This is a genomic window from Prauserella sediminis, assembly GCF_014195435.1.
In the GTDB taxonomy this organism is placed as follows: domain Bacteria; phylum Actinomycetota; class Actinomycetes; order Mycobacteriales; family Pseudonocardiaceae; genus Prauserella; species Prauserella salsuginis.
Genome location: NZ_JACIBS010000001.1, coordinates 2,365,939 through 2,388,634, shown reverse-complemented (window position 1 = coordinate 2,388,634; position 22,696 = coordinate 2,365,939). Strand labels below are relative to the sequence as shown.

Sequence of the window (22,696 nt, the reverse complement as noted above, 5' to 3'; positions counted from 1 at the left end):
CCGAGTCGACGGCCACGTGTCATTGAGACACCGCGACCCGCCCAGACATTCCCGGCCACCCGGATCACGAATCACGACACGGGGCCCGACCGGGCCACTCATGCCCCACTCCCGGGTGACGACGTGCGGGTCGGCGCCTCGTCGACGGCCTGACCCGGTCGGCGTCCGGTGAGCGCCGACTCGCGGTCGACGCCGTATCGACGTCCGACTTCGCAGCGTCGACCTCTGACTTCGCCAAGTCAACCGCCGGCCCCGCCGGGCCGACCGCCTGCACCGGCACGGCCCGCTCGATCCCTCGCGTCGCGGGAACGGTCGCGGGAAGGTTCGCCGTCACAACGCGCGCCCTGCGGCGTGCCGGGGTCACCGCCCCGCGATGCGGGCATCGCCGCGTGCCGTGAGCTGCCCGCAGGTGCCCGAACGGGTGCCCGCATCGCGCAGCTCGGGGACCCGATCGAGGTCGCCGAGAAGGTCGAGCGTGCCGACCCGGTCGAGCGTCGTGCGCACCGCGCCGACCGCGTCCGCCCCGCGCCGGTCGAGCGCACGCTTCGCGGCGACCGCCTGCTCCCGCACGCGGCCGTAGGCCTCGACCGTCGACACGCGCACCCGTTCGACACCGTCCACGCCGGTCTCCCCGAGCCCGCGGAGACGTTCCAGCGCGGTGTCGAAGCCGCCGATCATCACGGTCAGCAGCCTCGCCGACGTGGCGGAGGTGCGGTCGGGACTGCTGGCGTCGATCTCCGGGAATCGGCTCGCCGCGTCGACGACGTCCGCCGCCGCGCCGCAGTATTCGTCCACCCAGGCGGCGAGCTCGTCGTCGCGCCCTGGAGTGGCGGGATCCCCCGACGCCGCGGGACTGCCGGACGGCCGGTCCGCCTGCCTCGCCGACGAGTCCGGTTGACCACACCCGGCCAGCAGTGCACAGCCGAGAATCCCGCCGGCCACGCCGACCGTCACGAACCTCCGCGCCCCCAACGCCGCCCCTTCCGGTCACGGTTCGTACTGCATCCGATGCGGAGAGTACCGTCCGCATCGGTCGCGTATGCGAACACTGTGCCCATGCCCACGCCGTGCGGAGGCCTCCGAACGGCGAAAGCCCCCAGGAGTCACCTCGGTTCCGTTGATCCCACGCCGCCGTACACGTCGTGTCTCCGCCCGGGCGGCGGGGGAGACGGTTGATCGAGTACTGCCACCGGTTGGGTGGCGGAGACGGGAGGGCGCAACCAAGGTGCCCCTGGGGGCATCGGCACGGTGCCTCGTGATCAGGCGTTCGTCGAAGCCTCGGCCGGCGTTTCGGTCATCGCCGAACCGCGCCGCTTCGACACCACGATGGCCGCGACGATGATCGCCACCGACACGACCGAGAACGTGATCCGCAGCGCCGGAGAGGCACCTTCACCCACCGTGAGCTGCACGACCGCGGGTGCGATCAGCAGCGACACCAGGTTCATCACCTTCAGCAGCGGGTTGATCGCCGGCCCCGCGGTGTCCTTGAACGGGTCGCCGACCGTGTCACCGATGACCGTCGCCGCGTGTGCCTCCGAGTTCTTGCCACCGTGGTGACCGTCCTCGACCAGCTTCTTCGCGTTGTCCCACGCACCGCCGGAGTTCGCGAGGAACACCGCCATGAGCGTGCCGCACGCGATCGCGCCGCCGAGGTACCCGGCGAGCGCACCCGTACCGAGTCCGAATCCGACGGCGATCGGCGCGAACACCGCCAGCAGCCCGGGCGTCGCCAGCTCGCGCAGCGAGTCGCGGGTGACGATGTCGACGACCTTGCCGTACTCCGGCCGCGTCGTCCCCTCCATGATCCCCGGGATGTCACGGAACTGCCGTCGCACCTCGTAGACCACGGCGCCTGCCGCGCGCGACACCGCGCTGATGGCCAGGCCCGAGAACAGGAACACCACCGCGGCGCCGATGATGACGCCGACCAGTGTGTTCGGCGAGATGATGCTGTCGACGAACGAGTCTGGGACCGAGTCCCCCACCGTCCTGCCGACCTCGGTGAGCGCGTCGCGGATCGCCGACGAGTACGAGCCGAACAACGCCGTCGCCGCCAGCACGGCCGTCGAGATCGCGATGCCCTTCGTGATCGCCTTCGTGGTGTTACCGACGGCGTCGAGCTCGGTGAGGATCTGAACGCCCTCGCCCTCCTCGAGGTCGCCCGACATCTCCGCGATGCCCTGGGCGTTGTCCGCCACCGGGCCGAACGTGTCCATCGCGACGATCACGCCGACGGTCGTCAACAGGCCCGTACCGGCCAGCGCCACCGCGAACAGCGCGACCGCACCGCCGAGCAGGTAGGCACCGAACACGGCGGCACCGATCACCAGAGCCGTGTACACCGCGGATTCGAACCCGAGCGAGAGGCCCGAGAGGATCACCGTCGCCGCACCCGTCTCGGACGTCTTGCCGACGTCCTTCACGGGCTTGTTCTCGGTGCCCGTGTAGTAACCCGTCAGCCACAGGATCAACCCGGCCAGCACGATGCCGATCAGCACCGAGAGCGTCGCGATGACCGCCGGGTTGCCGGACGCCCCGTCGAACGAACTCGGCAGGAACACGAACGCCGCGATCGCCGACAGCACCGCCGAGATCGCCGCCGATATGTAGAAAGAGCGATTGATCGTCGTCAGCGCGCTCTCACCCGAGCGCGCCTTGGTGATGTAGATGCCGATCACCGCCGTGATCACACCGATCGCCGGAATGATCAGCGGGAAGACCAGTCCCTCGCCGCTCGCGCCGAACGCCGCACTGCCCAGGATCAACGCCGCCACGAGCGTCACGGCGTACGACTCGAACAGGTCGGCGGCCATGCCCGCGCAGTCGCCGACGTTGTCGCCCACGTTGTCGGCGATCGTCGCCGCGTTGCGCGGGTCGTCCTCGGGGATGTTCTGCTCGACCTTGCCGACCAGGTCGGCGCCGACGTCGGAGGCCTTGGTGAAGATACCGCCGCCGACCCGCATGAACATCGCGATCAGGGCGGCACCGAAACCGAAGCCTTCGAGCACCTTCGGCGCCTGGCCCGCGTAGACCAGCACGACGACGGCGGCACCGAACAGGCCGAGACCGACCGTGATCATGCCGACGACGCCACCGGTACGGAACGCGACACGCATCGCCTTCTCCCGGCCACCGGGCTGCCTGGCGGCCGCCGCCACCCGGACGTTCGCTCTCGTCGCCAGCCACATGCCCAGGTAACCGATCGAGAACGAGAACACCGCGCCGATCAGGAAGAACAGCGAACGTCCGATGCGTTCGTTCCAGTCTTCGGCCGGTAGGAACAGCAGCAGCAGAAACACGATCACGCCGAAGACGGCCAGTGTTCTGCGTTGCCGGTTGAGATAGGCAGCGGCGCCCTCCTGCACCGCGGTGGCGATCTCGCGCATCCGCTCCGTGCCCTGGTCTGCCGCCAGGACCTCCTTGAGCAGGACGTATCCGAGTGCCAGTGCAGCCAGGGCGATCACGGCGACCACGGCGACTATGCCGTAGTCACCTCCGGCCAGCTCCGGAGAGCCGGCCGCGAGGAAGTGCCGGGACATGCGTCCTCCTGAAACGTCGCCTACGCCAGCAGCGACTGGTCGGCCGCGGCACTCCGCGGGCCCCACTGTGTCGACGCTGACATGGGATGTGCACCACTTTTTGCGGTTTGTCGGCGCAGTGTATTGGTATCGGAGTCGATCTCGGGAGACCTGTTCCGGGGCGGATACCCGGCGTAGTGGTGTGTCACCGGTCACCCTCAGGTGGCGATGATCACAGCGACGGCTGTGCGATTCTCGAACAGATGAACGAAGCCTCGACCACGCGCGCACGCCGGCTGCTCGAGCGCGCGACGGCCGGCATCCCCGAGCGGCGCGACCCGGTCACGCACGTCGCCGACCTGCCGGGGCGCGACGCCGAGGTCACCGACTGGCCTTCCTGGGCGCCGACCGAGGTCGTGGCCGCCCTGCGCAGCGGCGGCATCGACCGTCCGTGGACCCACCAGGCGACGGGCGCCGCGGCCGCGTGGGAGGGCTCCGACGTCATCGTCGCCACCGGAACCGCGTCCGGGAAGTCGCTCGTCTACCAGCTGCCCGTGCTGTCCACGCTGGTCACCGATACCTCGTCGACCGCGCTGTACCTCGCGCCGACGAAAGCCCTCGGCGCCGACCAGCTCGGCGCCGTGACGGCCCTCGACCTCGACGGCGTACGTGCCGCGTCGTACGACGGCGACACCCCGCGCGAGGAACGCGACTGGGTCCGCAAACACGCACGCTGGGTTTTCAGCAACCCCGACATGCTGCACCGCGGCATCCTCAGTGGGCACGCACGCTGGGCGGCGTTCTTCCGCAAGCTGCGCTACGTCGTCGTCGACGAGTGCCACAGCTACCGCGGCGTGTTCGGGTCGCACGTGGCGTTGCTCCTGCGGCGGCTGCAACGCGTGGCCCGCCACTACGGCGCCGAGCCGGTGTTCGTGTTGGCGTCCGCGACGACCGCCGAACCCGCCGAGTTCGCCGCTCGTCTCACGGGCAGACCTGCCACGGCGATCACCGAGGACACGTCGCCGCGAGGTCCGCGGACCGTGGCGCTGTGGGAACCGCCGCTGCTCGACGAGCTGACCGGGGAGAACGGTGCGCCCGTGCGCCGTTCCGCCGGGGCCGAGGCAGCGCGCATCCTGGCGGAGCTGGTGATCGAGGGCGCTCGCACGTTGGCGTTCGTGCGGTCTCGGCACGGCGCGGAACTGACGTCGCTGGGCGCGAAACGCATCCTGGCCGAGGTCGACCCCGCCCTTGAGGAGACGGTCGCCGCCTACCGCGCCGGCTACCTGCCGGAGGAACGGCGGCGACTCGAAGCCGATCTGATGGCACGGCGACTCCTCGGGGTGGCGACCACCAATGCGCTCGAACTCGGCGTCGACATCTCCGGCCTTGACGCGGCGGTGCTCGCCGGTTACCCAGGCACGTTGGCCTCGTTCTGGCAGCAGTCGGGCCGCGCGGGACGAGCGGGCGACGACGCACTGGTGGTGTTCGTGGCGCGGGACGATCCGCTGGACACCTACCTCGTGCACCATCCGGAAGCCCTGCTGGATCAGCCGGTCGAGACCGCCGTGCTCGACCCGGACAATCCGTACGTGCTGGCGCCGCAGTTGGCGTGCGCGGCCGCGGAGGTTCCGTTGAAGGCGGGCGAACTCCAGACGTTCGGTGGCGACGAGGCGCGTGCGGTCCTGGACTCACTGGTCGCCGACGGAGTACTGCGCCGCAGGCCTAGCGGGTGGTACTGGACCTCGCGCGACCGGCCGCAGTTCGATGTGGACATCCGCGGGTCGGGCGGGGAGCAGGTCGCGGTCGTCGAGGCCGAGACGTCGAGGCTGCTGGGAACGGTCGATCCGAGTTCGGCGTGTACGACGGTGCATCCCGGTGCGGTGTATCTGCACCAGGGGTCGTCGTACGTGGTCGACGAACTGGACTTGGACACCGGGCTGGCGCTGGTGCACGCCGAGGACCCGGAGTGGAACACGTCGCCGCGCGAGGTGATCGACATCGAGGTGCTGGCGACACAGCAGAAGCAGCATTTCGGCGGCGTGACCGTCTGCCTCGGCGATGTGGCCGTGTCATCGCGGGTCGTCGGCTATCTGCGCCGGCTGCCGTCCGGTGAGGTGCTCGATCAGGTTGCGCTCGACCTGCCGGAAGAGGAGCTGCGCACCAGGGCCGTCTGGTACACGATCAGCGACGAGCTGTTCCAAAGCGCGCCGCCCACAGCCTCGGAGGCCGGCTCCGACGCCGACGGTGGGGATTCAAGCGAAGCCTCCGCGGGCGGTGCGGATGCGGACGGTGCTGGGGTGGGAGGCGCTGTTGTGGAAGGCACCTCTGCGGGCGCCGCTGCGGGCGGCGCTGTCCACGTTGTCGGAACCGCCGCCGGTGACGTCGGCGGTGTTGTCGGGACCGCCGCCGATGGGCCTGCCGGTGAAGCGACTTCGACCGACGCCGGCGGCGACGGTGCACGTATCAGCGCGAGTTCCGGCAGCGGGACCGGTGGGGACGGAGATGCTGCAGGGCGCCGGGAGGCGCCGGGGCTGGGATCGGCGCGCCTTCCCGGCGCCCTGCATGCTGCCGAGCACGCAGCGATCGGCCTGCTACCGCTGTTCGCTACGTGCGACCGCTGGGACATCGGCGGAGTGTCCACCGCGTTGCACGCTGACACCGGGGAGGCGACGGTGTTCGTGCACGATGGTCATCCCGGGGGTGCCGGTTTCGCCGATCGCGGGTTTGCCGCGCTGGTCCCATGGCTGGCCGCTACGCGGGAGGCGATCGTCTCCTGCGAGTGCCCGGCCGGGTGCCCGTCCTGCGTTCAGTCGCCCAAGTGCGGGAATGGCAACGAACCGCTGGACAAGGCGGGGGCTGTGACCGTGCTCGACATCGTGCTCGGGGCGCTGGGACGCGATGGCACACACGGTCACGAGGTGGTTCAGGCCGCGGACGGAGCCGCGGCAGGCTGATCTTCGGGAGCGAGTACCGAGGTGGTCGAACCTGCCACGGCCGCGTCGTCGTGCTCGCCGAGCAGAGCTCGGACCAGCACCTCGTGGACGGTCGACGCCTCCGGCAACCGCCAGCCCCAGATCTCCGGCTTGACGCGCCAGTGCACGACGCCCTGGCGATACGGGGTCGGCGGGAGCGGGACGTATCCGTCACGGCCGTGGCAGGTCACGTCCTCGTTTTCGGCGAGCGCCGGGTGCACGGCGTCGGTCGAGGCGGTGAGGAACAGCCACCGGCCGTTCGGCATCGCCACGATCGGCGCCGGACGGCCCGTCACCCGCAACAGGGATGCGGCCCGCCGACCGAGCTCGTCGCCGACCTCGAGTGCATCGACCATCGTGCCGGTTGCGACGAGCAAGCTGCACGGTTTGCCGGTGAACCACGCGGCGACCTGGCGCGGGTGTGCGCCGAGACGGTCCTGCCAGTTCTCGTGAGCGGGTGCCGGGTACTCCCAGTCGGCGCCCTCGCCCGGGGAGATCGTGCCCGGCAGGATGGGCCAGCCACGCTCGGCGAGGCTGATCGCCTCCGCGCGCAACTCGATCCGGAACGAGCCGCGCCAGCTGTCGGGCCACTCCATGTCCAACATGTCTTGCTCAAGCCTCCTGAAACCGTTCGCGCCGCTGCGTTGCGGCGTCTGATTTCACTTAACGGCAAGTTGCAGGCTCGGCGACAGAGGCACTCGACAACCGGACGTTCGGAGACGATGAGTGAGCATCGACACAACGGTTGCGCCGAACGTCGGTCGCCGGTCATCGGGTCCCGTCGCCGGTCGACATACCGTTCGTCGTGGCGGTGGCCTGGGACTCCACCCACCGAACACCGCTCGGCGGCGCCCGGCCGATCGGTGATTCCTGCGCAGAGTCCTTCTCTTCCACAGGCCGGGGATACCGTTCACCGCGTGCAGTCGACCGCTGCTCGTCGTCCGGGCGCGCTTCGGTGGCCGCCGGACCAGCACGCGCGCGGGCGGCGACCGGACCGAAGGCAGCGAGCCACGGCCCACCACCGGCCTCGACGGTCACGAGCGCGTCCGGGTGCGCTACGCGGCAGTCGGCCAGGTCGACGTGCATGCGGTCGGCGACCGTCCGGGCGAGCCGGCATGCTTCGCCCACGCTGCGATCCACCTTGCCGGCCGCGGCGAGTGCGGCCAGATCCGCGGCGTTGGCGACCTGTTGCCGAACCACAGCTACATGACCGACCAGCCACACGACGCCAGCGACAGCCAGCAGACCGGCGATCGCGAACGCGCCCCACACCGTGGCCATGCCCTCGTCCGCGTTCCGGGCCCGTACCTCGCGCTGCGACGCTGCCCTGTTCCACGGCCGTGCCGCACTCGGCGGCGTGGCCTCGCCAAAGTCCGCCGACGCGGTGTCCCCGCTGGGGTCCCGCCCGGAGCGCAGGTAGTGCCCCACGAACCTCACCGCGCCACCTCGCTCGCCATGGCTTCCCCGGCCCCAGCTTCCCCTGTTCCGCCTTCTCCTGTTCCGCCTTCTCCTGTGCCGGGTTCCCTTGTTCCGCCTTCCTCTGTTCCGGGTTCGCGGACCGCATAGGCCTCAGCCGAGAGCTCCATCCCCGGCAACAGACCGCCGAGAATCGGGCTGTGCACGGTGACGACGATGCCGGTGCCGTCACCGGCCGACGTCAACGTCGCTCCGTCCGGCGCCAGCCGTTCGACGGCTTCCCGAGCACGGGTTTCGTCCCCTCTGCCGAGCAGGCGCGCCGCTTCACCTGCGGCATCGGCGCAGCGCACCTGGTCCAGCATCGCCGCGACGACTCCCAGAACGAGTCCCAGCACCACGATCAGCGAGCACACCGTGATCGCGCCTTCGACGGTCACCGCACCACGGTCGCTCTCGTCGCACCGGCCGAACGCGTCCCCGTCCCCGCGCCCGTCCCGGTCGCCACAGCCACAGCCACAGCCACAGCCACCTGTACCGTCGCGAGCCCGCGGTTGCACGGCGAGCATCAGAAGTCCACCGACAGCGCCTGCTCGATGAGCGACGTCAGCGCGGATGTCACGGAGTCACCGGTGACGATCATGTACAGCACCGCCGCCAACGCCGCCGCGGCCAGGGTTCCTATCGCATACTCTGCCGTCGACATCCCCGCATCGACCTCTTTTTCGGCGTGCGCATCGTCCGGCTCGGCACGGCCGGGGACGGCAACGGTCCGGCCGTCGCCTCCGCCGAAGCTCCGTTCACCGTGCCGGTTCCCGGGAGGCTCGGCACCGATCCCTCCGTCACACGGCACCCGTTCCCGTTCCGGCCCCGGCTGTCTCGGAATCAAGGCGGCCAGATCCACCGCAGGTTCATCCACTGCCGATTTGTCGACAGTCGCATCGTCCACCACCGCCTCCGCAGTCCGAAGGTCGCTGCGCGGGGCCGCCGCGGATTTCCGCGAGCTGGCACCATCCCGTGGGGAGACTGCGTTCGTACTCGCCGGCCGAGCGAAGGGCAGCACCGTACGCACGATCGTCATCACTGTGTTCATGACTTTCCTTTCCCATCGGTTTCCGGCGGTCGGCACGCGCCGACCAGATTCAGTCCACATCGGACGTCTTGGTTCAGACCAGTAACTCGCTCGCGAGCCCGATCACCACCGGCGCGATACCGAGGCACAGGAACGCGGGCAGGAAGCAGAGACCGAGCGGCCCCGTCACCAGCACACCGGCTCGCTGGGCGCGCGCCTCGGCGGTGTCGGCGACAGCCTCGCGTTCCCGGTTGGCCATGTCCTCGGCGACGCCTGCGAGCGCACTGCCGGAGCGGGCTGTACGGCAGGCGGCACGAGCGAGTTCGGCCGTGGCCGGGCACTCCTTGGCCGGCAGCCAGGCCTGCTGCGGTTCGGCACCGAGCGCCAGCAGGCCGGCGGTGGCGTGCAACGCGGCGGCCGCGTCGGATTGCGCCGTCGGCGCCACCGCGTGCACTCCGGTGGAAACCGGCATACCCGAACGCAGACACGCGGCAAGCAGGTCACCGGTCGCAGCCATGCGCAACGGATCCGGCTCCTCGCGGCCTCTCTGCGCTCGCACCCGCGTGACGACCCACCACACGCCCGCACCGACGACGGGCGCCGCGACGACCGGCCCCGCGGCAACGACGAGCAGCGCGGCCGACACACCCGCGCACGCCGGCAACCCTCGCTCCGAAGACACGAGATATCGCAGTTGCCGCGGACGTTTCGCCAGAGTCGCCTGCGACGGGAGCAACGAACGGAGCCGGGACGCGGACACCGCCGGTGGCAACCAGAGCGCAGCGGCGAGCAACACCGGCACGAGGGGGCTCATCGGGGCAGCACCCTTCCCGTGATCGCCGACGTCCAGGCCACGCCGCCCAACAACAGCGCGACGCCCACGGCCAGCAGCGCCTGCCCGGCTGTCGTCGTGAACAGCACGTCGAGCGGTGCCGCGCCCATCGCCTCGCCGAGCAGCACCCCGAGTACGGGCAGCCCCGCAAGGATCAACGCGCTCGCCCGCGGCCCCGCCATCCGCGCGTCGAGCGTCCCCGCGAGCCGAGCACGAGTCGCCACGTCGCGGTGGACCGCGTCGACGATGTCGGCCAGTGCAAGCCCGTGTCGGCGCGCGAGCGACCACGCGGCCGTCACACGCTCCAGGACACCTGCGGGCAACGACCCCGACCTTGCGGGCAGCCCGGTGAGGCCGGTATCCGGCTCGCCGCCGAGTCGCACGGACACCGCGATAGCCCTGAACACCGGTGCGATGTGGCGCTCCGCTTCCTGCGCCGCCGATTCCGCTGCCGTCGCGGGATGTGCACCGGAACGGAGATCTCCCGCCATAGCGCGCAACGCCTCGGCGAGACCGTTCAGCGCGGCAACGCCCTGCCGCACGCGGCGGCGAGCCCGAATCTGTACGTACACCGCAGCCGCACCGAATCCGGCCGCCAGCACGACGCCGACGCCCGCCCACAGTGCAACCAGCAGCACCGGCGGCAGCGCCGCCACCGCACCGACGCGCCACGACCACAGCGATCGCCACCGGCGCCCGACACGTTCCAGGACCGATGCCCGGTCGGACAAAGCCTGCAACCGCTGTCTGCCCCGCTGGTGCGGCCAGAGCAGCAACGCCACACCTCCGGCCGTCAGGCTCGACACCAGGTGGGCCGACGTCACCATGGCGGCTGCACTCCCCGGTCACGCAACAGGGACGCCAGCAGCTCGCGGTCCGCCGTGGGGCCGGACGCCGTCCAGACGGCCCGCACCTCGACGCCGTCGCCACCGCGCCGCACGACACCGACCTCGGTGAGGCGCCGCGTGCCGCCGCTCCGCTCCATGTGCAGCACGAGCTGCACCGCTGCCGCGAGCTGACTGTGCAGCGCCGAGCGGGACAATCCACCGAGCGCGGCCAACGCCTCGAGCCTGGCGGGCACCTCGCCCGGCGAGTTGGCGTGCAGAGTGCCCGCACCGCCGTCGTGACCGGTGTTGAGTGCGTTCAGTAGCTCGCAGACCTCTCGGCCCCGGACCTCGCCGACGACGAGCCGGTCCGGTCGCATCCGCAAGGCCTCCCGCACGAGGTCGCGCAGTGTCACCTCACCCGCACCCTCGACGTTGGGCGGCCGCGCGACGAGTTGCACCACCTGTGGATGCGACGGCTGGATCTCTGCGGCGTCCTCCACGCTGACGATGCGTTCCCTCGGGGAAACCGCTCCGAGCAGCGCCGCGAGCAGGGTCGTCTTACCGGAACCGGTGGCACCGCTGATCAGAAAGGCCAACCGCGCAGTCACGACGGCCTCCAACAACGCGAACCCGGACTCGTCGACGGTGCCCCGCCTGCGCAGCGCCCGCAGATCGTGCGCGGCGGGACGGAGGACGCGCAGAGACAGACAGGTGCCGCCCGCAGCCACCGGCGGCAACACGGCGTGCATACGCACCCGACCGTGCGGTCCGGCACCGGACAACCAGCCGTCGACGAACGGCTGAGCGTCGTCGAGGCGCCGCCCAGCCGCGAGCGCGAGCCGCTGCGCCAGCCTGCGCACGGCCTCCTCGTCGGCGAACGTCACGTCCGTGCGGCGCAGGCCGCCGGAGCCGTCGATCCACACTTCGTCGGGAGCGGTCACGAGCACATCGGTCACCGCCGGGTCGTCGAGCAGCGGTTCCAGCGGTCCGGCACCGACGAACTCGTGGCGGAGCAAGCGCAGCGCGTCAAGGACGTCGAGATGCCCTGACACTCCGGTCGTTTCAGCGCGCACGGCTTCGGCCACCGACTGCGGATCGGGCGTCGAGCCGGCGTTCGCGAGCCGCTGCCGCACCCGTTCGACCAGACGCGCATCGCCGGAAGAAGCCTCATCATCTTCGAGTCGTGAGTGGACAGTACTGGTTCCCATGTTCTCCCCCTTGAGAAACGACTACCGGGAATTCCGCCGGCTTCGCAGACAGATCAATGTGGATGGCCCGTCGACAGGCATCAGCCTGCGGCGAGCTCCCGAAGCACGGTGCGCGCCGCAACGCCGAGTGGCCCCCTGCGCCTCGGGTTGAACGAGCCCCGTTCGACGGTCTTGGCGATCCGCCGATCGGCGGGCAGCCACCCCAGCAGCGGCACACCCACGCTGCCGGCGACATCACGTGCGCTCAGCCCGTCCGGGGAGGGACCGCGTACCAGCACCCGAACCCGGCTGCGGACGTCACCGAGCCGCTCCAGCACCCGGGAGGCCGCGACACAGGCGCGCAGTTCGGCGGGCACCACCACGACGACGAGTTCCGCGACGCTCAGAACCCGACGGCCGCACGGGCCGGGATCGCGCGGCAGATCGCACACGACGGTCCGCCCCGCACGTACTCCCGCCCGAAGTACCGCCTCGACCGTCTCCGGCGCCGGACCGCCGCCGTCGCGGTCGCACGAGAGCAACGCGACCGGACCGTCGGGCGGCCCGGCGACCGGCAGGGCGTCGTCGAGTGCCGACATGGCCACCCGCCCGCCGTGGATCCGCACGTCGGGCCAACGCACCCCGGTCTGCAGTTCAGCACCCAGCACGAGATCGATACCGCCGCCGAGGGGATCGCAGTCGAGCAGGACGGACTTGCCTCCCGCTCTGGCGGCGCTCACCGACACGGCCGCAGCCAGCACCGAGGAACCGGCGCCTCCGCGTCCGCCGAGCACTGCGACCACACGACCCCGGTCCACGCTCGGCTGTTCGACGACATCGGCCAACGAGGTGAGCAGTACGCCTTCGGTGTCGGGAAGCGTCACGACCTCACGCGCGCCCAGCACGACGGCGCGGCGCCACACGCTCTGCGGCGGCTTTCCTCCGCACACCAGTACGACGTCGTCGCGGCGCGGCCGCACCCGGGTGCTCGGCGCGACATCCTCGTCGACGAGCACGAGCGGCGCTTCGTGCCAGTACGGCTCGGCGTCGTCGAGATCGGCCGCGTGGGCGAGATCGCAATCGACCGCGGCGGCGTGCCTGCGAATCTCGTCCAACACCCGCCCCTCACGCGCGACGACGAGCGGCCGCCGGTCACTACCGGCCATCGCGTCGGTGGCCACGGGATTGCCGACGGCACTCGATTCCGGCGATCGGTCCACAGTCCGTTCCATCACGTCCCCAGAAACTCTCGGTTGCGCATCCACATTCACCTGCGGCCGGGGCGGTGGAAAGAGGAAAAACGCGAACCTGTGGATAACCGGGTCGTTGTGGATAACTCAGCGGTAACCGGAAAAGCGCGAGGCGAGTTCGGGGAGGCGGCCCCCGCCAGGGGGAGGGAAACGGGGACCGCCCGGGCTCGGCCGGGGGTGAGCCGAGCCGTATCCGGGAGCGATACCGGACTACTTTCAGGATAGCTCCGCCCTTCTGTCCGAAACTCGTTCTGAACAGGCAATTCGATAACAGATGGGTCGCGGGTCCCGTGCCACGGACCGGCCCGGTGAAGCGTCGGGATCCGGCGCAGGTGCGCCCGTCCCGCACGCCCTTGTCGATCACATATCGTGAACGCGTGGCCGACTCCGGGAACTCCCCAGCCTGCGGCGTCGCAGCGTTCTTCGATCTCGACAAGACGATCATCGCTTCCTCGAGCGCACTCGCGTTCGGCAGACCGCTCATGCGCGAAGGGATGATCAGCCGCCGTACGGCCCTCAAGAGTGCATACGCCCAGTTCGTGTTCTCCCTGTCCGGCGCCGACGAGGAGCGCACCGAACGCCTCAGGGCCGAGATCTCGGCGCTGTGTCGCGGCTGGGACGTGGCACAACTGCGCGCGATCGTGGCCGAGACGCTGCACGACGTCGTGACGCCGCTCGTCTACGCCGAGGCCGAAGCTCTGATCGCCGCACACAAGGCGCAGGGACACGACGTGATCGTGTTGTCGGCGGCCGGCGACGAGGTGGTCACGCCGATCGCTGCGATGCTCGGCGCGGACCACAGCGTCGGTACCCGTATGAGCATCGTGGCCGGCCACTATTCCGGCGAGATCGACTTCTACTGCTACGGCGAACAGAAAGCGGTCGCGGCACGCCACCTCGCGGCAGAACGGGGCTACGACCTCACCCACTGCCACGCCTACAGCGATTCGAGCACCGACGTCCCGCTGCTGGAGGCCGTCGGGCATCCGCACGCGGTCAACCCGGACCGCACGCTGCGCCGGATCGCCACGGAGCGAACATGGGAGATCCACACCTTCGACAAACCGGTGTCGATCCGGTCGAGGATGACAGTGCGCACCAACGTGCTCGCGGGGGTCGGCCTCGGACTGGGGATCGCCGCAGTCGCCGGAACCGCAGCCTACGGACTGTCCAGGCGGACGGGTGGACGACCGCCCGCATGACATCCGAGGCGACCACGACGGTGGAAACCGGAGAAGAGCCGCTCAGGCGACGTCAACACCCGTCCGGCGGCTGACTTTCCCATCACACCAGGGAAACCCACGTCACGCGCATATCCGGCCACAATCTGTACCGGTGCACCCGAAATACCCCTTGAAGTGAGCTGCATCACTGAGTACAACTGGAGGTGCGGACGTCGAACCGGCCAGGGATCCGGCGAAGATAAGCCCGATCCACCCCGATCGATCTCCGTGCGCGAGTACCGGGTACCCACGCTGGGCACGCCGCGTAAGGCTTCGTCGCCGTGGGACTGCGTCACCGGGACGCCGGACGCCTAGTACCCCAAAAGATGCGACACACGTTGCAGCTTGGTCGCCCAGGCGCTCGCGCGAGGTGAGGCCCGTCGACATCGTCGGCGGGCCACACCTGTGTGCACCACGTGCATCCGACCCCACCCACCGCGCCCAGTGTGTCGTGGTGCTGTGTGTCGTGGTGCTGCGTGTCGCGCCGCTGCGTGTCGTGACATGTCGCGGCGCTGTGTGTCGTGACATGTCGCGGCGCTGTGTGTCGTGACCTGAGCGCCGCGCCACCCCTCCCGCGCCGGCCGACCGGCGCCCTGCCTGTTCGCGCCCTGCCTGTTCGCGCCCTGCCTGTCGGCGCAGCCTCGCAGCCTCGTTCGCGCCCGGTCTGCGGCGCCTGCCGGCCCGCGCAGCGCGCCCTGTGCAGGTCCGTGCTCCCAGTGCTGCGCCGCGCACCTGGTGCCCGGCCGTACACCGGGCGACCTGTGCCGAGCCCGCACCTCCCTCTTCCGCACCCCGCGCCGCCGGATCCGCCTCGGACCGAAAGCAGCCCGCACCGCACCGAAGGCGGCCCGAGTCGGTCACCGATTCTGCTTCCCGTCGATACCGCAGCACGCCGTTCGCGCGATCAGCGCGGCGCCGAGGCCCGCCACGCTTCCGTGGTTGTGAACGAGTCCGCGAATGGCGGATTCCGTTCCCCCATCGGCATGTCATGAGTGGACCGTTCCTGCCGTTTTCCGGAAGGAACGGTCCATTCGTGACGGTGCGCGACGTTCGTCCATTGACGGGCCTATCGTGCTCGCCTAGCTTTCCGGTGCCGACGCTTTCGTGGATTTCCCACATCCACACGCTCACTGGAGGGATTTCGTGACAAAACCTGCTTCCCCGCGCAGGAGGAACAGCTATGCCGCTGCCACGCTCACGGGACTGCTCGTCGTCACCGGCGGTGTCGGTGCATCCGCCGCAGGCTCCGAGGTCTCCGCGAACCCTCCGGCACAGGCCGGTCCGGACAGCACCGTGAGCTGGGCCGAACGCACACTGCGCGACATGACGCTCGAGCAGAAGGTGGGGCAGCTGTTCGTCGCCGACGTCTGGGGACAGGCGCCGAACGAGAAGCACGCGGGCAACCAGGAGAAGTACGGCGTGGACACGCCGTCCGACGTCGTCCGCAAGTACCAGCCGGGCGGAGTCATCTACTTCAATCACGGCGGCACGGACAACATCGAGCGCCCGAAACAGGTCGCGAAGCTGTCCAACGGTCTCCAGCGGGCGGCGCTCGCCACGGATTCCGGCGTGCCACTGATCGTCTCGGTGGACCAGGAAGGCGGGCGCGTGACGCGCGTGGGTGAGCCCGCGACGGAGCAGCCGAGCCCGATGGCACTCGGCGCGGGCCGCGACACCGAGGCCGCGAAGGCCACTGCAGCCGTCACCGGCTCCGAGCTGCGCGCCATGGGCATCAACCAGGACTTCGCGCCGGTCGCCGACGTCAACTCCAACCCTGCGAACCCGATCATCGGTTCGCGGTCCTTCTCCGCGGACCCTCAGCTGGCGAGCGACTTCGTGAGCGCGCAGGTCCACGGATACCAGGACTCGGGCAGCGATACGGCGACCGTCTCGAGTTCGGCCAAACACTTCCCGGGGCACGGCGACGCGGCGACCGACAGCCACACCAGCCTGCCGACGATCGACCGCACCGAGCAGGAATGGCGCGAGATCGACCTGCCGCCGTTCAAGGCGGCCGTCGACGCGGGCATCGACTCGATCATGACCGCGCACATCCGGGTGCCCAGCCTCGACCCGTCGGGGGAGCCGGCCACGCTGTCGAAACCGATCATGACCGGCCTGCTGCGCGAGGAACTCGGCTACGACGGCGTCGTCGTCACAGACTCGCTGCAGATGCAGGGCGTCCGGGAGATGCACCCCGACAGTGAGATCCCGGTACTTGCACTCGAAGCGGGTGTCGACCAGATGCTGATGCCGCCGGACCTCGACGTCGCCGTCAACGGCGTGCTGGACGCAGTGAACAACGGCCGCATCACCGAAGAGCGCATCGACAAGAGCGTGCTGCGCATTCTCGAACTGAAGGCCGAGCGCGGCATTCCCGAAGCGCCGATGGTCAACGTCGGTGCCGTGGACAAGAAGGTCGGCACGCCGGCCAACCGCGAAACGGTGCAGGCCGCCACGGACAAGGCGCCGACGCTGCTGCGCAACGACGACGAGGTGCTGCCACTGACCGGCCAGGGCAAGACGCTGGTGACCGGCTGGAACAACCTCGACTACCCCGGTTACCCGGCCCGTCCGGTCGAGTCGCTCGCCTCGAAACTCGGCGATTCGGCCACGGCGCTGCCGACCGGCGCCGAACCCGACGAGGCGACGATCCGGCGTGCAGTGAACGCAGCGGGTGACGCCGACACGGTCGTCGTCCTCACGAACGGACTCTCGGGTGATGCGGCGCAACGTGACCTGCTGCACGAGTTGTTGGCCACGGACGCGAACGTCGTGGCAGTCTCGGTCCAGGAGCCCTACGACCCCGGCTACGTCGACGTCCCGACATGGCTCGCCACATACGACTGGCGGGACGTTTCCATGACCTCACTCGCGCAGGTGCTGCTCGGCCAGCAGGCCCCGCAAGGCAAGTTGCCGGTGACGATTCCGGCCGGGGACGACCCCGACACGACCCGCTACCCCTTCGGCCACGGTCTGACCTGGTGATGACATGCCTTTGAACCGACGCACGTTCCTGACCGCGAGCGCCCTCGCGACACCCCTGCTGACCTCGGGGTCCCAGCTCGCATCCGCGGCCCCGCGCCCGGGTACGGCAGGCGACGCCGCCGGCCGGTCCGGCCCCGTCCCGGGGCGCGCCGTGCGGCCCGGCGCCGACGTTCTCGCCGACGACGGTTGGAAGCGCCTCGCCGGACGCAAGGTGGGTGTGCTGTCCAATCCCACCGGCGTGCTGGTCAGTGGCGATCACATCGTCGATTCGCTGATCGCGGCGGGTGTCCGCCCGGTCGCCGCGTTCGGCCCGGAACACGGATTCCGGGGCAGCGCGCAGGCCGGCGGCTCCGAAGGTGACTACGAGGACCCTCGCACCGGTGTCCCCGTCTACGACGCCTACGGCGCCACGATCGACGAACTCGCCCGGATGTATCGCAAATCGGGTGTCGACACGGTCGTCTTCGACATCGCCGATGTGGGTTCCCGCTTCTACACCTACATCTGGGCGATGTACGAGGGCATGGCCGCGGCCGCACGGGTCGGGGTGGAGTTCGTCGTTCTCGACCGGCCCAACCCCATCGGGGGCTCGGCGTTCGGTCCGACGCTCGACCCGAAATTCAGCTCCGGCGTCGGACTGAAGCCGATCGTCCTGCAGCACGGCATGACGGCGGGCGAACTGGCGCGATTGTTCAACAACGAATTCCTGCCCGAGGACGGCGGAAAACTCGATAATCTGGACGTCATCGAGACTCGCGGCTGGAAACGTGATCGTTTGTTCTCGCAAACCGATCTTGTCTGGACGCCCCCGAGCCCGAACATGCCGACGCCGAACACCGCGCTGGCATACCCCGGCACCTGCCTTTTTGAGGGAACCGTGTTCTCGGAAGGGCGGGGCACCACGTCGCCGTTCGAGATCTTGGGCGCACCCGGGGTCGACTGGAAGTGGCGTGAAGCACTCCAGGAACAGAACCTTCCCGGTGTATCGTTCCGGGAAACGTACTTCGTGCCGACGTTCGGCAAATTCACCGACGAACAATGCGGTGGCGTTCAGCTGAACATCACCGACCCGCACGCGTTCGAGCCCATTCGCACGGGCATCGCCATGATCGTTACGGCGAAACGAGTGCACCCCAAGCTGTTCGGGTGGCGCGAGGACAACTTCATCGACAAACTCTTCGGTTCCGATCGCCTCCGCAGCATGGTGAACGCCGGCGCAGGCACCGACGAGATCATCGGTTCCTGGGCCGATGAGATCGACGGATTCCGCCGGAACCGGGAGCAGTATCTGATCTACCGGTAGGGGGATTACTCGCGTGCGAGGCAGAATCGTGGCGATGACGGCTGTCTTCGTCCTGACAAGCACGACCACCGCAGCGGCGGCGACACCGGACGAAGGCCGGTTCGACGGGCCGCGTACCGCGCTGTCGCCGACGGCGGGCGCGCTCGCTCACGCCAAGCCCAAGGACGCGGGCGTGGACCCGCGGCCCATCCGCCAGGCAGAGCGCAGGCTGGCGGAGTTGACCGCGTCGGATGCCGTCGACGGCCACCCGATGTACTCGGGCGCCACCGGACTGCTCGCCCACGACGGCAAAGTCGTGGGCAAGTTCTCGGCGGGAGGCGCGGTGCGCTTCGACCGTGACGGCAACGAGCTGCCGCCGAACCAACAGGTTCGCATGCGCGAGAACACCATCTTCGACATGGCATCGGTCACCAAGCTGTTCACCTCGGTCGCGGTGATGCAGCTGGTCGAGCGCGGCGACGTCGAGCTGTCGGCACCCGTCGCGCGGTACCTGCCCGCGTTCGGGTCGAACGGCAAGGACTCGATCACCGTCGAGCAGCTGCTGACCCACACGTCGGGACTGCAGGCCACGATGCCGCTGTGGGAGGACTACCCGGACCGCACCTCGCGCATCGGCGCGGTCCTCTCGGCCGAGCCCGTGAACGAACCGGGAACCGAGTACGAGTACTCCGATCTGAACCTGATCACCCTCGGCGAACTCGTCGGCAAGCTCACCGGTAAGCGGCTCGACCACTACGTTCACGACAACATCACGGCCCCGCTCGGGATGACCGACACGGGGTTCAACCCGCCGGCCTCGGAGCGGGACCGCATCGCGGCGACGGAGTACCAGTCCGAGCCGGATCGCGGCATGATCCGCGGTGTCGTACACGACGAGAACGCCTGGTCGCTCGACGGCGTCGCCGGTCACGCCGGCATCTTCTCGACCGTCCGCGACATGGGTGTACTCGGGCAGGCGCTGCTGAACGGCGGCGTCTACGGCGGTGAGCGGATCCTGAAGGAACGCAGCGTTCGCGACATGCTCACGAACCGCAACCAGGAGTTCCCCGACCACGCTCACGGGCTCGGATTCGAACTCGACCAGGACTGGTACATGGGTGAACTGTCGTCACCCGTCACCGCAGGCCACACGGGTTACACGGGCACGTCGTTCGTGATCGACCCGGATTCGCAGTCGATGGCCATCCTGCTGACCAACCGGGTGCACCCGACTCGCGAGTGGGGTTCGATCAACGACGCTCGCGAAGGGTGGGCGACCGCCATGTCGCGGGCACTGAAGGCCAAGCCGAACGCCGGCGGAGGCTCGTGGTTCCGCACTCCGGGACAGGACGACAAGCCGGAGAACGGCAACGGCGGCGGCAAGTCCGGCAACGGCGGCGGCGGCAAGTCCGGCAACGGCGGTGGCGGCAAGTCCGGCAACGGCGGCGGCGCCGGCAACCCGGCGGGCTCCGGCGACGATGCGAAGTCGGACAACGGCGGGCTGCGGCCGAAGCCGGTCTCCCATCGACCCGGTTCGTAACCCAGGTCCCCGCACGAAGTCACGTCACCGAGGCGGCCCCGGGTGCAGTGCTGCACTGCACCCGGGGCCGCCTCGCGTTGTAAGGGCGCCGACCGGCAACTCACGCGCATTACACGCGTCGACGCGTATCGCACCTCGGATATGGGCATCCATGGTGTTGAAGCGGCCGCCGGGCCGATGTGCCTGCGGCGGCGATTCGGCACCGGCGCCGAGTGACACCCGGTGCACATTCGAGGAGACAGTGATGACGGGCGATTGTTGGCCATTCACCAGCAGAATCACGACGTTCGATGTGGGCCACCCGGCCGCGTCGACCGCACGTGCCGCACGGGTGTGCAGACGCGCAGCGATCGTCACCACCCCACCGAAGAAACGTGCAAACCATACTGAATCGCTCTCTGCTACCGGCACATAGCCGCAGGTGACGTTGCCAAGTCGTTAAGACGCTGTGTCTAACGTCCCCTAGGCGGTTGGCGACTTTCTAAGCAACGATGGTTCGGACGGCCGGGTCGACGGGGGACGCGCCAGGGGCTGCAATCGACTGGAGGGTGTGGGTAACCTTGTCGCAGACGCCAGCAGTAAGGAATTTTCCAACGGGACCTGTAGGTGATGAACCTTTGCCGGACACTGCGGACGACCCCGTGGCCGCGACGGCTCCGGAATCGGCCGACCCGGACGGCAGCCCGCTGGTTCGCATCCGCTCACTGCTGCCGGGCCTCGCGAAGGCCGAACAGCGTGTCGCCAAGGTTGTCCTCGACGACCCGACGACCGTGTCCCGACGCAGCATCACCGAAGTCGCACTGGCGGCGAACACCAGCGAGACGACCGTCACCCGGTTCTGCAAGGCGATCGGCGTCGGCGGATACCCGCAGCTGCGCATCGCGCTCGCCGCGGACACGGCCCGCTCGGCGGCACGCACCCCGCAGGTACACGGCGGCGACATCTCCTACGACGACGATCTCGCCTCGATCGTCGGCAAGATCGGGTTCACCGATGCCAGGGCCGTCGAGGAGACCGCTGAACAGCTCGACGTCGACCGATTGCAGCAGGTCGTCGATGTGATGGCAGGCGCGGGCCGCGTCGACGTCTACGGCGTCGGTGCGAGCGCGTTCGTGGCCGCCGACCTGCAGCAGAAGCTGCATCGCATCGGAAGGGTGAGCTTCTCCTGGTCCGATACGCACATCATGTTGACGTCGGCAGCCGTGCTCGGCGAGGGCGACGTCGCCGTCGGCATCTCGCACTCGGGCGCGACGACCGACACCGTCGAGGCGCTGCGGGCGGCGAAGGAACACGGAGCGACGACGGTCGCGCTGACGAACTTCCCGCGTTCGCCGATCGCAGAGGTCGCCGACCACGTGCTCACCACCGCGGCACGGGAGACGACCTTCCGCTCGGGTGCCACCGCCAGCCGGATCGCCCAGCTGACGGTCATCGACTGCCTGTTCATCGGCATCGCGCAACAGCACATGGACGACGCCGTGAAGGCGCTCGACGCCACTCGCGACGCGGTCGGCACCCACAGGCTCGGTACCCGTCCCGACGGGCGGCGGCGCACCCGATGACAACCCGGCCGGCAAGAGGCCGGGTGAGGACTGAAACGGTGAGAAACATGGCATCCCGCACGACGAACGCGGGTCCGCAGCAGGTCGCGACGATCGCACACGTCGAATCGCCGACCGAGCAACGCAATCCGCGCACGACCGACATCGACCGGATGTCGACCCACGGCATCCTGTCGGCGATCAACGCCGAGGACGCGCAGGTCGCCGGTGCCGTGCAGAGTGTGCTCGATGTCCTCGCCACAGCGGTCGACCATGCGGTTGCGGCGTTGCGTGGCGGCGGCAGGGTGCACTACGTGGGCGCGGGCACGTCGGGCAGGCTCGCGGTGCTCGACGCCGCCGAACTGGTGCCGACCTACAACGTTCCCTCCGACTGGTTCGTCGCCCACCACGCAGGGGGCGAACGTGCGCTCCGGCTGCCCGTGGAGAACGCCGAGGACGACGAGTCGGCGGGTGCCGCCGAGATCGCGGAGTCCGTCGCTCCGGGCGATTTCGTATTGGGTCTGACCGCTTCGGGCCGCACACCGTACGTACTCGGCGCCCTCAAGGAGGCCAAGCGACTCGGCGCGCACACGGGGCTGGTGTCGGACAATCCGTCCGCGCCGGTGCCCGCGGAGGTCGACGTGCCGATCGTCGTGGACACGGGCCCCGAGGCCGTGGCCGGGTCTACCCGGATGAAGGCGGGCACGGCGCAGAAGATGGTGCTGACCGCGTTCTCCACGGCCACGATGGTCAAGCTCGGCCGGACCTACTCGAATCTCATGGTCGGCATGCTCGCCACGAACGCGAAGTTGCGCGGTCGTACGCTGCGCATTCTCGGCGAGGCGACCGGTGCGGCCGAGCAGGAGTGCGACGAGGCGCTGACCAGGGCCGACGGCGACCTCAAGGTGGCGCTCGTCCACCTGCTCGGCGACGTCGACGTCACGACCGCGGCCAACGCGCTCGACCACAACGGCGGGCACGTCCGCGACGCACTCGACGAGATCCGCCCCCGCGCGTCCTGAGTCGCCGCCCCGACCACGAGGAGCCC

At 69.6% G+C, this 22,696-nt stretch carries 17 protein-coding genes; 7 read left to right on the top strand and 10 right to left on the bottom strand.

Annotation, left to right across the window (positions count from 1 at the left end; genetic code table 11):
* Positions 1 to 360: 360 nt before the first annotated feature.
* Both FB384_RS10965 and FB384_RS10960 read right to left on the bottom strand, forming a co-directional pair.
* Positions 361 to 954 carry a hypothetical protein gene (locus FB384_RS10965; RefSeq protein ID WP_183782315.1) on the bottom strand — a complete coding sequence of 198 codons (594 nt, stop codon included), beginning with the start codon at positions 952 to 954 and terminating at the stop codon, positions 361 to 363.
* Positions 955 to 1,259: 305 nt separating this feature from the next.
* Complete coding sequence (locus tag FB384_RS10960; RefSeq protein WP_183782312.1) at positions 1,260 to 3,542, bottom strand: sodium-translocating pyrophosphatase; 2,283 nt, start codon at positions 3,540 to 3,542, stop codon at positions 1,260 to 1,262.
* 242 nt (positions 3,543 to 3,784) lie between these two features.
* Here FB384_RS10960 and FB384_RS10955 point away from each other — a divergent pair, with 242 nt between their 5' ends.
* Complete coding sequence (locus FB384_RS10955) at positions 3,785 to 6,475, top strand: DEAD/DEAH box helicase (protein WP_183782309.1); 2,691 nt, start codon at positions 3,785 to 3,787, stop codon at positions 6,473 to 6,475.
* Here the strand turns inward: FB384_RS10955 and FB384_RS10950 are convergent.
* From FB384_RS10950 to ssd, 8 genes are all read right to left on the bottom strand, one after another.
* The gene (locus FB384_RS10950; RefSeq protein ID WP_183782306.1) at positions 6,445 to 7,098 is read right to left on the bottom strand and encodes a bifunctional DNA primase/polymerase; all 654 of its coding nucleotides are present in this window, start codon (positions 7,096 to 7,098) and stop codon (positions 6,445 to 6,447) included. The two genes, FB384_RS10955 and FB384_RS10950, sit on opposite strands and share 31 nt — an antisense overlap.
* Before the next feature lie 163 nt (positions 7,099 to 7,261).
* Complete coding sequence (locus FB384_RS10945) at positions 7,262 to 7,930, bottom strand: Rv3654c family TadE-like protein (protein WP_323985189.1); 669 nt, start codon at positions 7,928 to 7,930, stop codon at positions 7,262 to 7,264.
* On the bottom strand, positions 7,927 to 8,346 hold the full coding sequence (locus FB384_RS10940) for a TadE family type IV pilus minor pilin (RefSeq protein ID WP_308216693.1): 420 nt from the start codon (positions 8,344 to 8,346) through the stop codon (positions 7,927 to 7,929). The genes FB384_RS10945 and FB384_RS10940 overlap by 4 nt, the downstream gene beginning before the upstream one ends.
* A gap of 128 nt (positions 8,347 to 8,474) precedes the next feature.
* A complete protein-coding gene (locus tag FB384_RS27100) occupies positions 8,475 to 8,987 on the bottom strand; it encodes a DUF4244 domain-containing protein (RefSeq protein ID WP_267459324.1) in 513 nt (170 codons plus the stop codon).
* 85 nt (positions 8,988 to 9,072) lie between these two features.
* The gene (locus FB384_RS10930) at positions 9,073 to 9,792 is read right to left on the bottom strand and encodes a type II secretion system F family protein (protein WP_183782303.1); all 720 of its coding nucleotides are present in this window, start codon (positions 9,790 to 9,792) and stop codon (positions 9,073 to 9,075) included.
* Positions 9,789 to 10,637 (bottom strand): type II secretion system F family protein, encoded by an 849-nt coding sequence (locus FB384_RS10925; RefSeq protein ID WP_183782300.1) that lies wholly within the window; start codon positions 10,635 to 10,637, stop codon positions 9,789 to 9,791. The genes FB384_RS10930 and FB384_RS10925 overlap by 4 nt, the downstream gene beginning before the upstream one ends.
* On the bottom strand, positions 10,631 to 11,845 hold the full coding sequence (locus tag FB384_RS10920; RefSeq protein WP_183782297.1) for a TadA family conjugal transfer-associated ATPase: 1,215 nt from the start codon (positions 11,843 to 11,845) through the stop codon (positions 10,631 to 10,633). The genes FB384_RS10925 and FB384_RS10920 overlap by 7 nt, the downstream gene beginning before the upstream one ends.
* Positions 11,846 to 11,925: 80 nt before the next feature.
* Positions 11,926 to 13,044, bottom strand: coding sequence for a septum site-determining protein Ssd (gene ssd, locus FB384_RS10915; RefSeq protein WP_323985188.1), 1,119 nt, complete (start codon positions 13,042 to 13,044; stop codon positions 11,926 to 11,928).
* Between the two features lie 407 nt (positions 13,045 to 13,451).
* Here ssd and FB384_RS10910 point away from each other — a divergent pair, with 407 nt between their 5' ends.
* From FB384_RS10910 to murQ, 6 genes are all read left to right on the top strand, one after another.
* Complete coding sequence (locus FB384_RS10910) at positions 13,452 to 14,276, top strand: HAD family hydrolase (protein ID WP_183782294.1); 825 nt, start codon at positions 13,452 to 13,454, stop codon at positions 14,274 to 14,276.
* A gap of 1,164 nt (positions 14,277 to 15,440) precedes the next feature.
* The gene (locus FB384_RS10905) at positions 15,441 to 17,285 is read left to right on the top strand and encodes a glycoside hydrolase family 3 protein (protein ID WP_258937054.1); all 1,845 of its coding nucleotides are present in this window, start codon (positions 15,441 to 15,443) and stop codon (positions 17,283 to 17,285) included.
* Positions 17,286 to 17,289: 4 nt separating this feature from the next.
* Positions 17,290 to 18,588 carry an exo-beta-N-acetylmuramidase NamZ family protein gene (locus FB384_RS10900; protein ID WP_183782291.1) on the top strand — a complete coding sequence of 433 codons (1,299 nt, stop codon included), beginning with the start codon at positions 17,290 to 17,292 and terminating at the stop codon, positions 18,586 to 18,588.
* A 34-nt stretch (positions 18,589 to 18,622) separates the two neighbouring features.
* Positions 18,623 to 20,107 (top strand): serine hydrolase domain-containing protein, encoded by a 1,485-nt coding sequence (locus FB384_RS10895; RefSeq protein WP_183782289.1) that lies wholly within the window; start codon positions 18,623 to 18,625, stop codon positions 20,105 to 20,107.
* A 617-nt stretch (positions 20,108 to 20,724) separates the two neighbouring features.
* On the top strand, positions 20,725 to 21,669 hold the full coding sequence (locus FB384_RS10890) for a MurR/RpiR family transcriptional regulator (protein ID WP_183782286.1): 945 nt from the start codon (positions 20,725 to 20,727) through the stop codon (positions 21,667 to 21,669).
* 47 nt (positions 21,670 to 21,716) lie between these two features.
* Complete coding sequence (murQ, locus tag FB384_RS10885; protein WP_183782283.1) at positions 21,717 to 22,670, top strand: N-acetylmuramic acid 6-phosphate etherase; 954 nt, start codon at positions 21,717 to 21,719, stop codon at positions 22,668 to 22,670.
* Positions 22,671 to 22,696: the final 26 nt, after the last annotated feature.

Excerpts from the sequence above, each read along its gene's own strand:
- FB384_RS10955 (WP_183782309.1), top strand. The coding sequence starts at position 3,785 with ATGAACGAAGCCTCGACCACGCGCGCACGCCGGCTGCTCGAGCGCGCG.
- murQ (WP_183782283.1), top strand. The coding sequence starts at position 21,717 with ATGGCATCCCGCACGACGAACGCGGGTCCGCAGCAGGTCGCGACGATC.
- FB384_RS10950 (WP_183782306.1), bottom strand. The coding sequence starts at position 7,098 with ATGTTGGACATGGAGTGGCCCGACAGCTGGCGCGGCTCGTTCCGGATC.
- FB384_RS10925 (WP_183782300.1), bottom strand. The coding sequence starts at position 10,637 with ATGGTGACGTCGGCCCACCTGGTGTCGAGCCTGACGGCCGGAGGTGTG.
- FB384_RS10895 (WP_183782289.1), top strand. The coding sequence starts at position 18,623 with ATGACGGCTGTCTTCGTCCTGACAAGCACGACCACCGCAGCGGCGGCG.
- FB384_RS10900 (WP_183782291.1), top strand. The coding sequence starts at position 17,290 with ATGCCTTTGAACCGACGCACGTTCCTGACCGCGAGCGCCCTCGCGACA.
- FB384_RS27100 (WP_267459324.1), bottom strand. The coding sequence starts at position 8,987 with ATGACGATCGTGCGTACGGTGCTGCCCTTCGCTCGGCCGGCGAGTACG.
- FB384_RS10960 (WP_183782312.1), bottom strand. The coding sequence starts at position 3,542 with ATGTCCCGGCACTTCCTCGCGGCCGGCTCTCCGGAGCTGGCCGGAGGT.
- FB384_RS10930 (WP_183782303.1), bottom strand. The coding sequence starts at position 9,792 with ATGAGCCCCCTCGTGCCGGTGTTGCTCGCCGCTGCGCTCTGGTTGCCA.
- FB384_RS10920 (WP_183782297.1), bottom strand. The coding sequence starts at position 11,845 with ATGGGAACCAGTACTGTCCACTCACGACTCGAAGATGATGAGGCTTCT.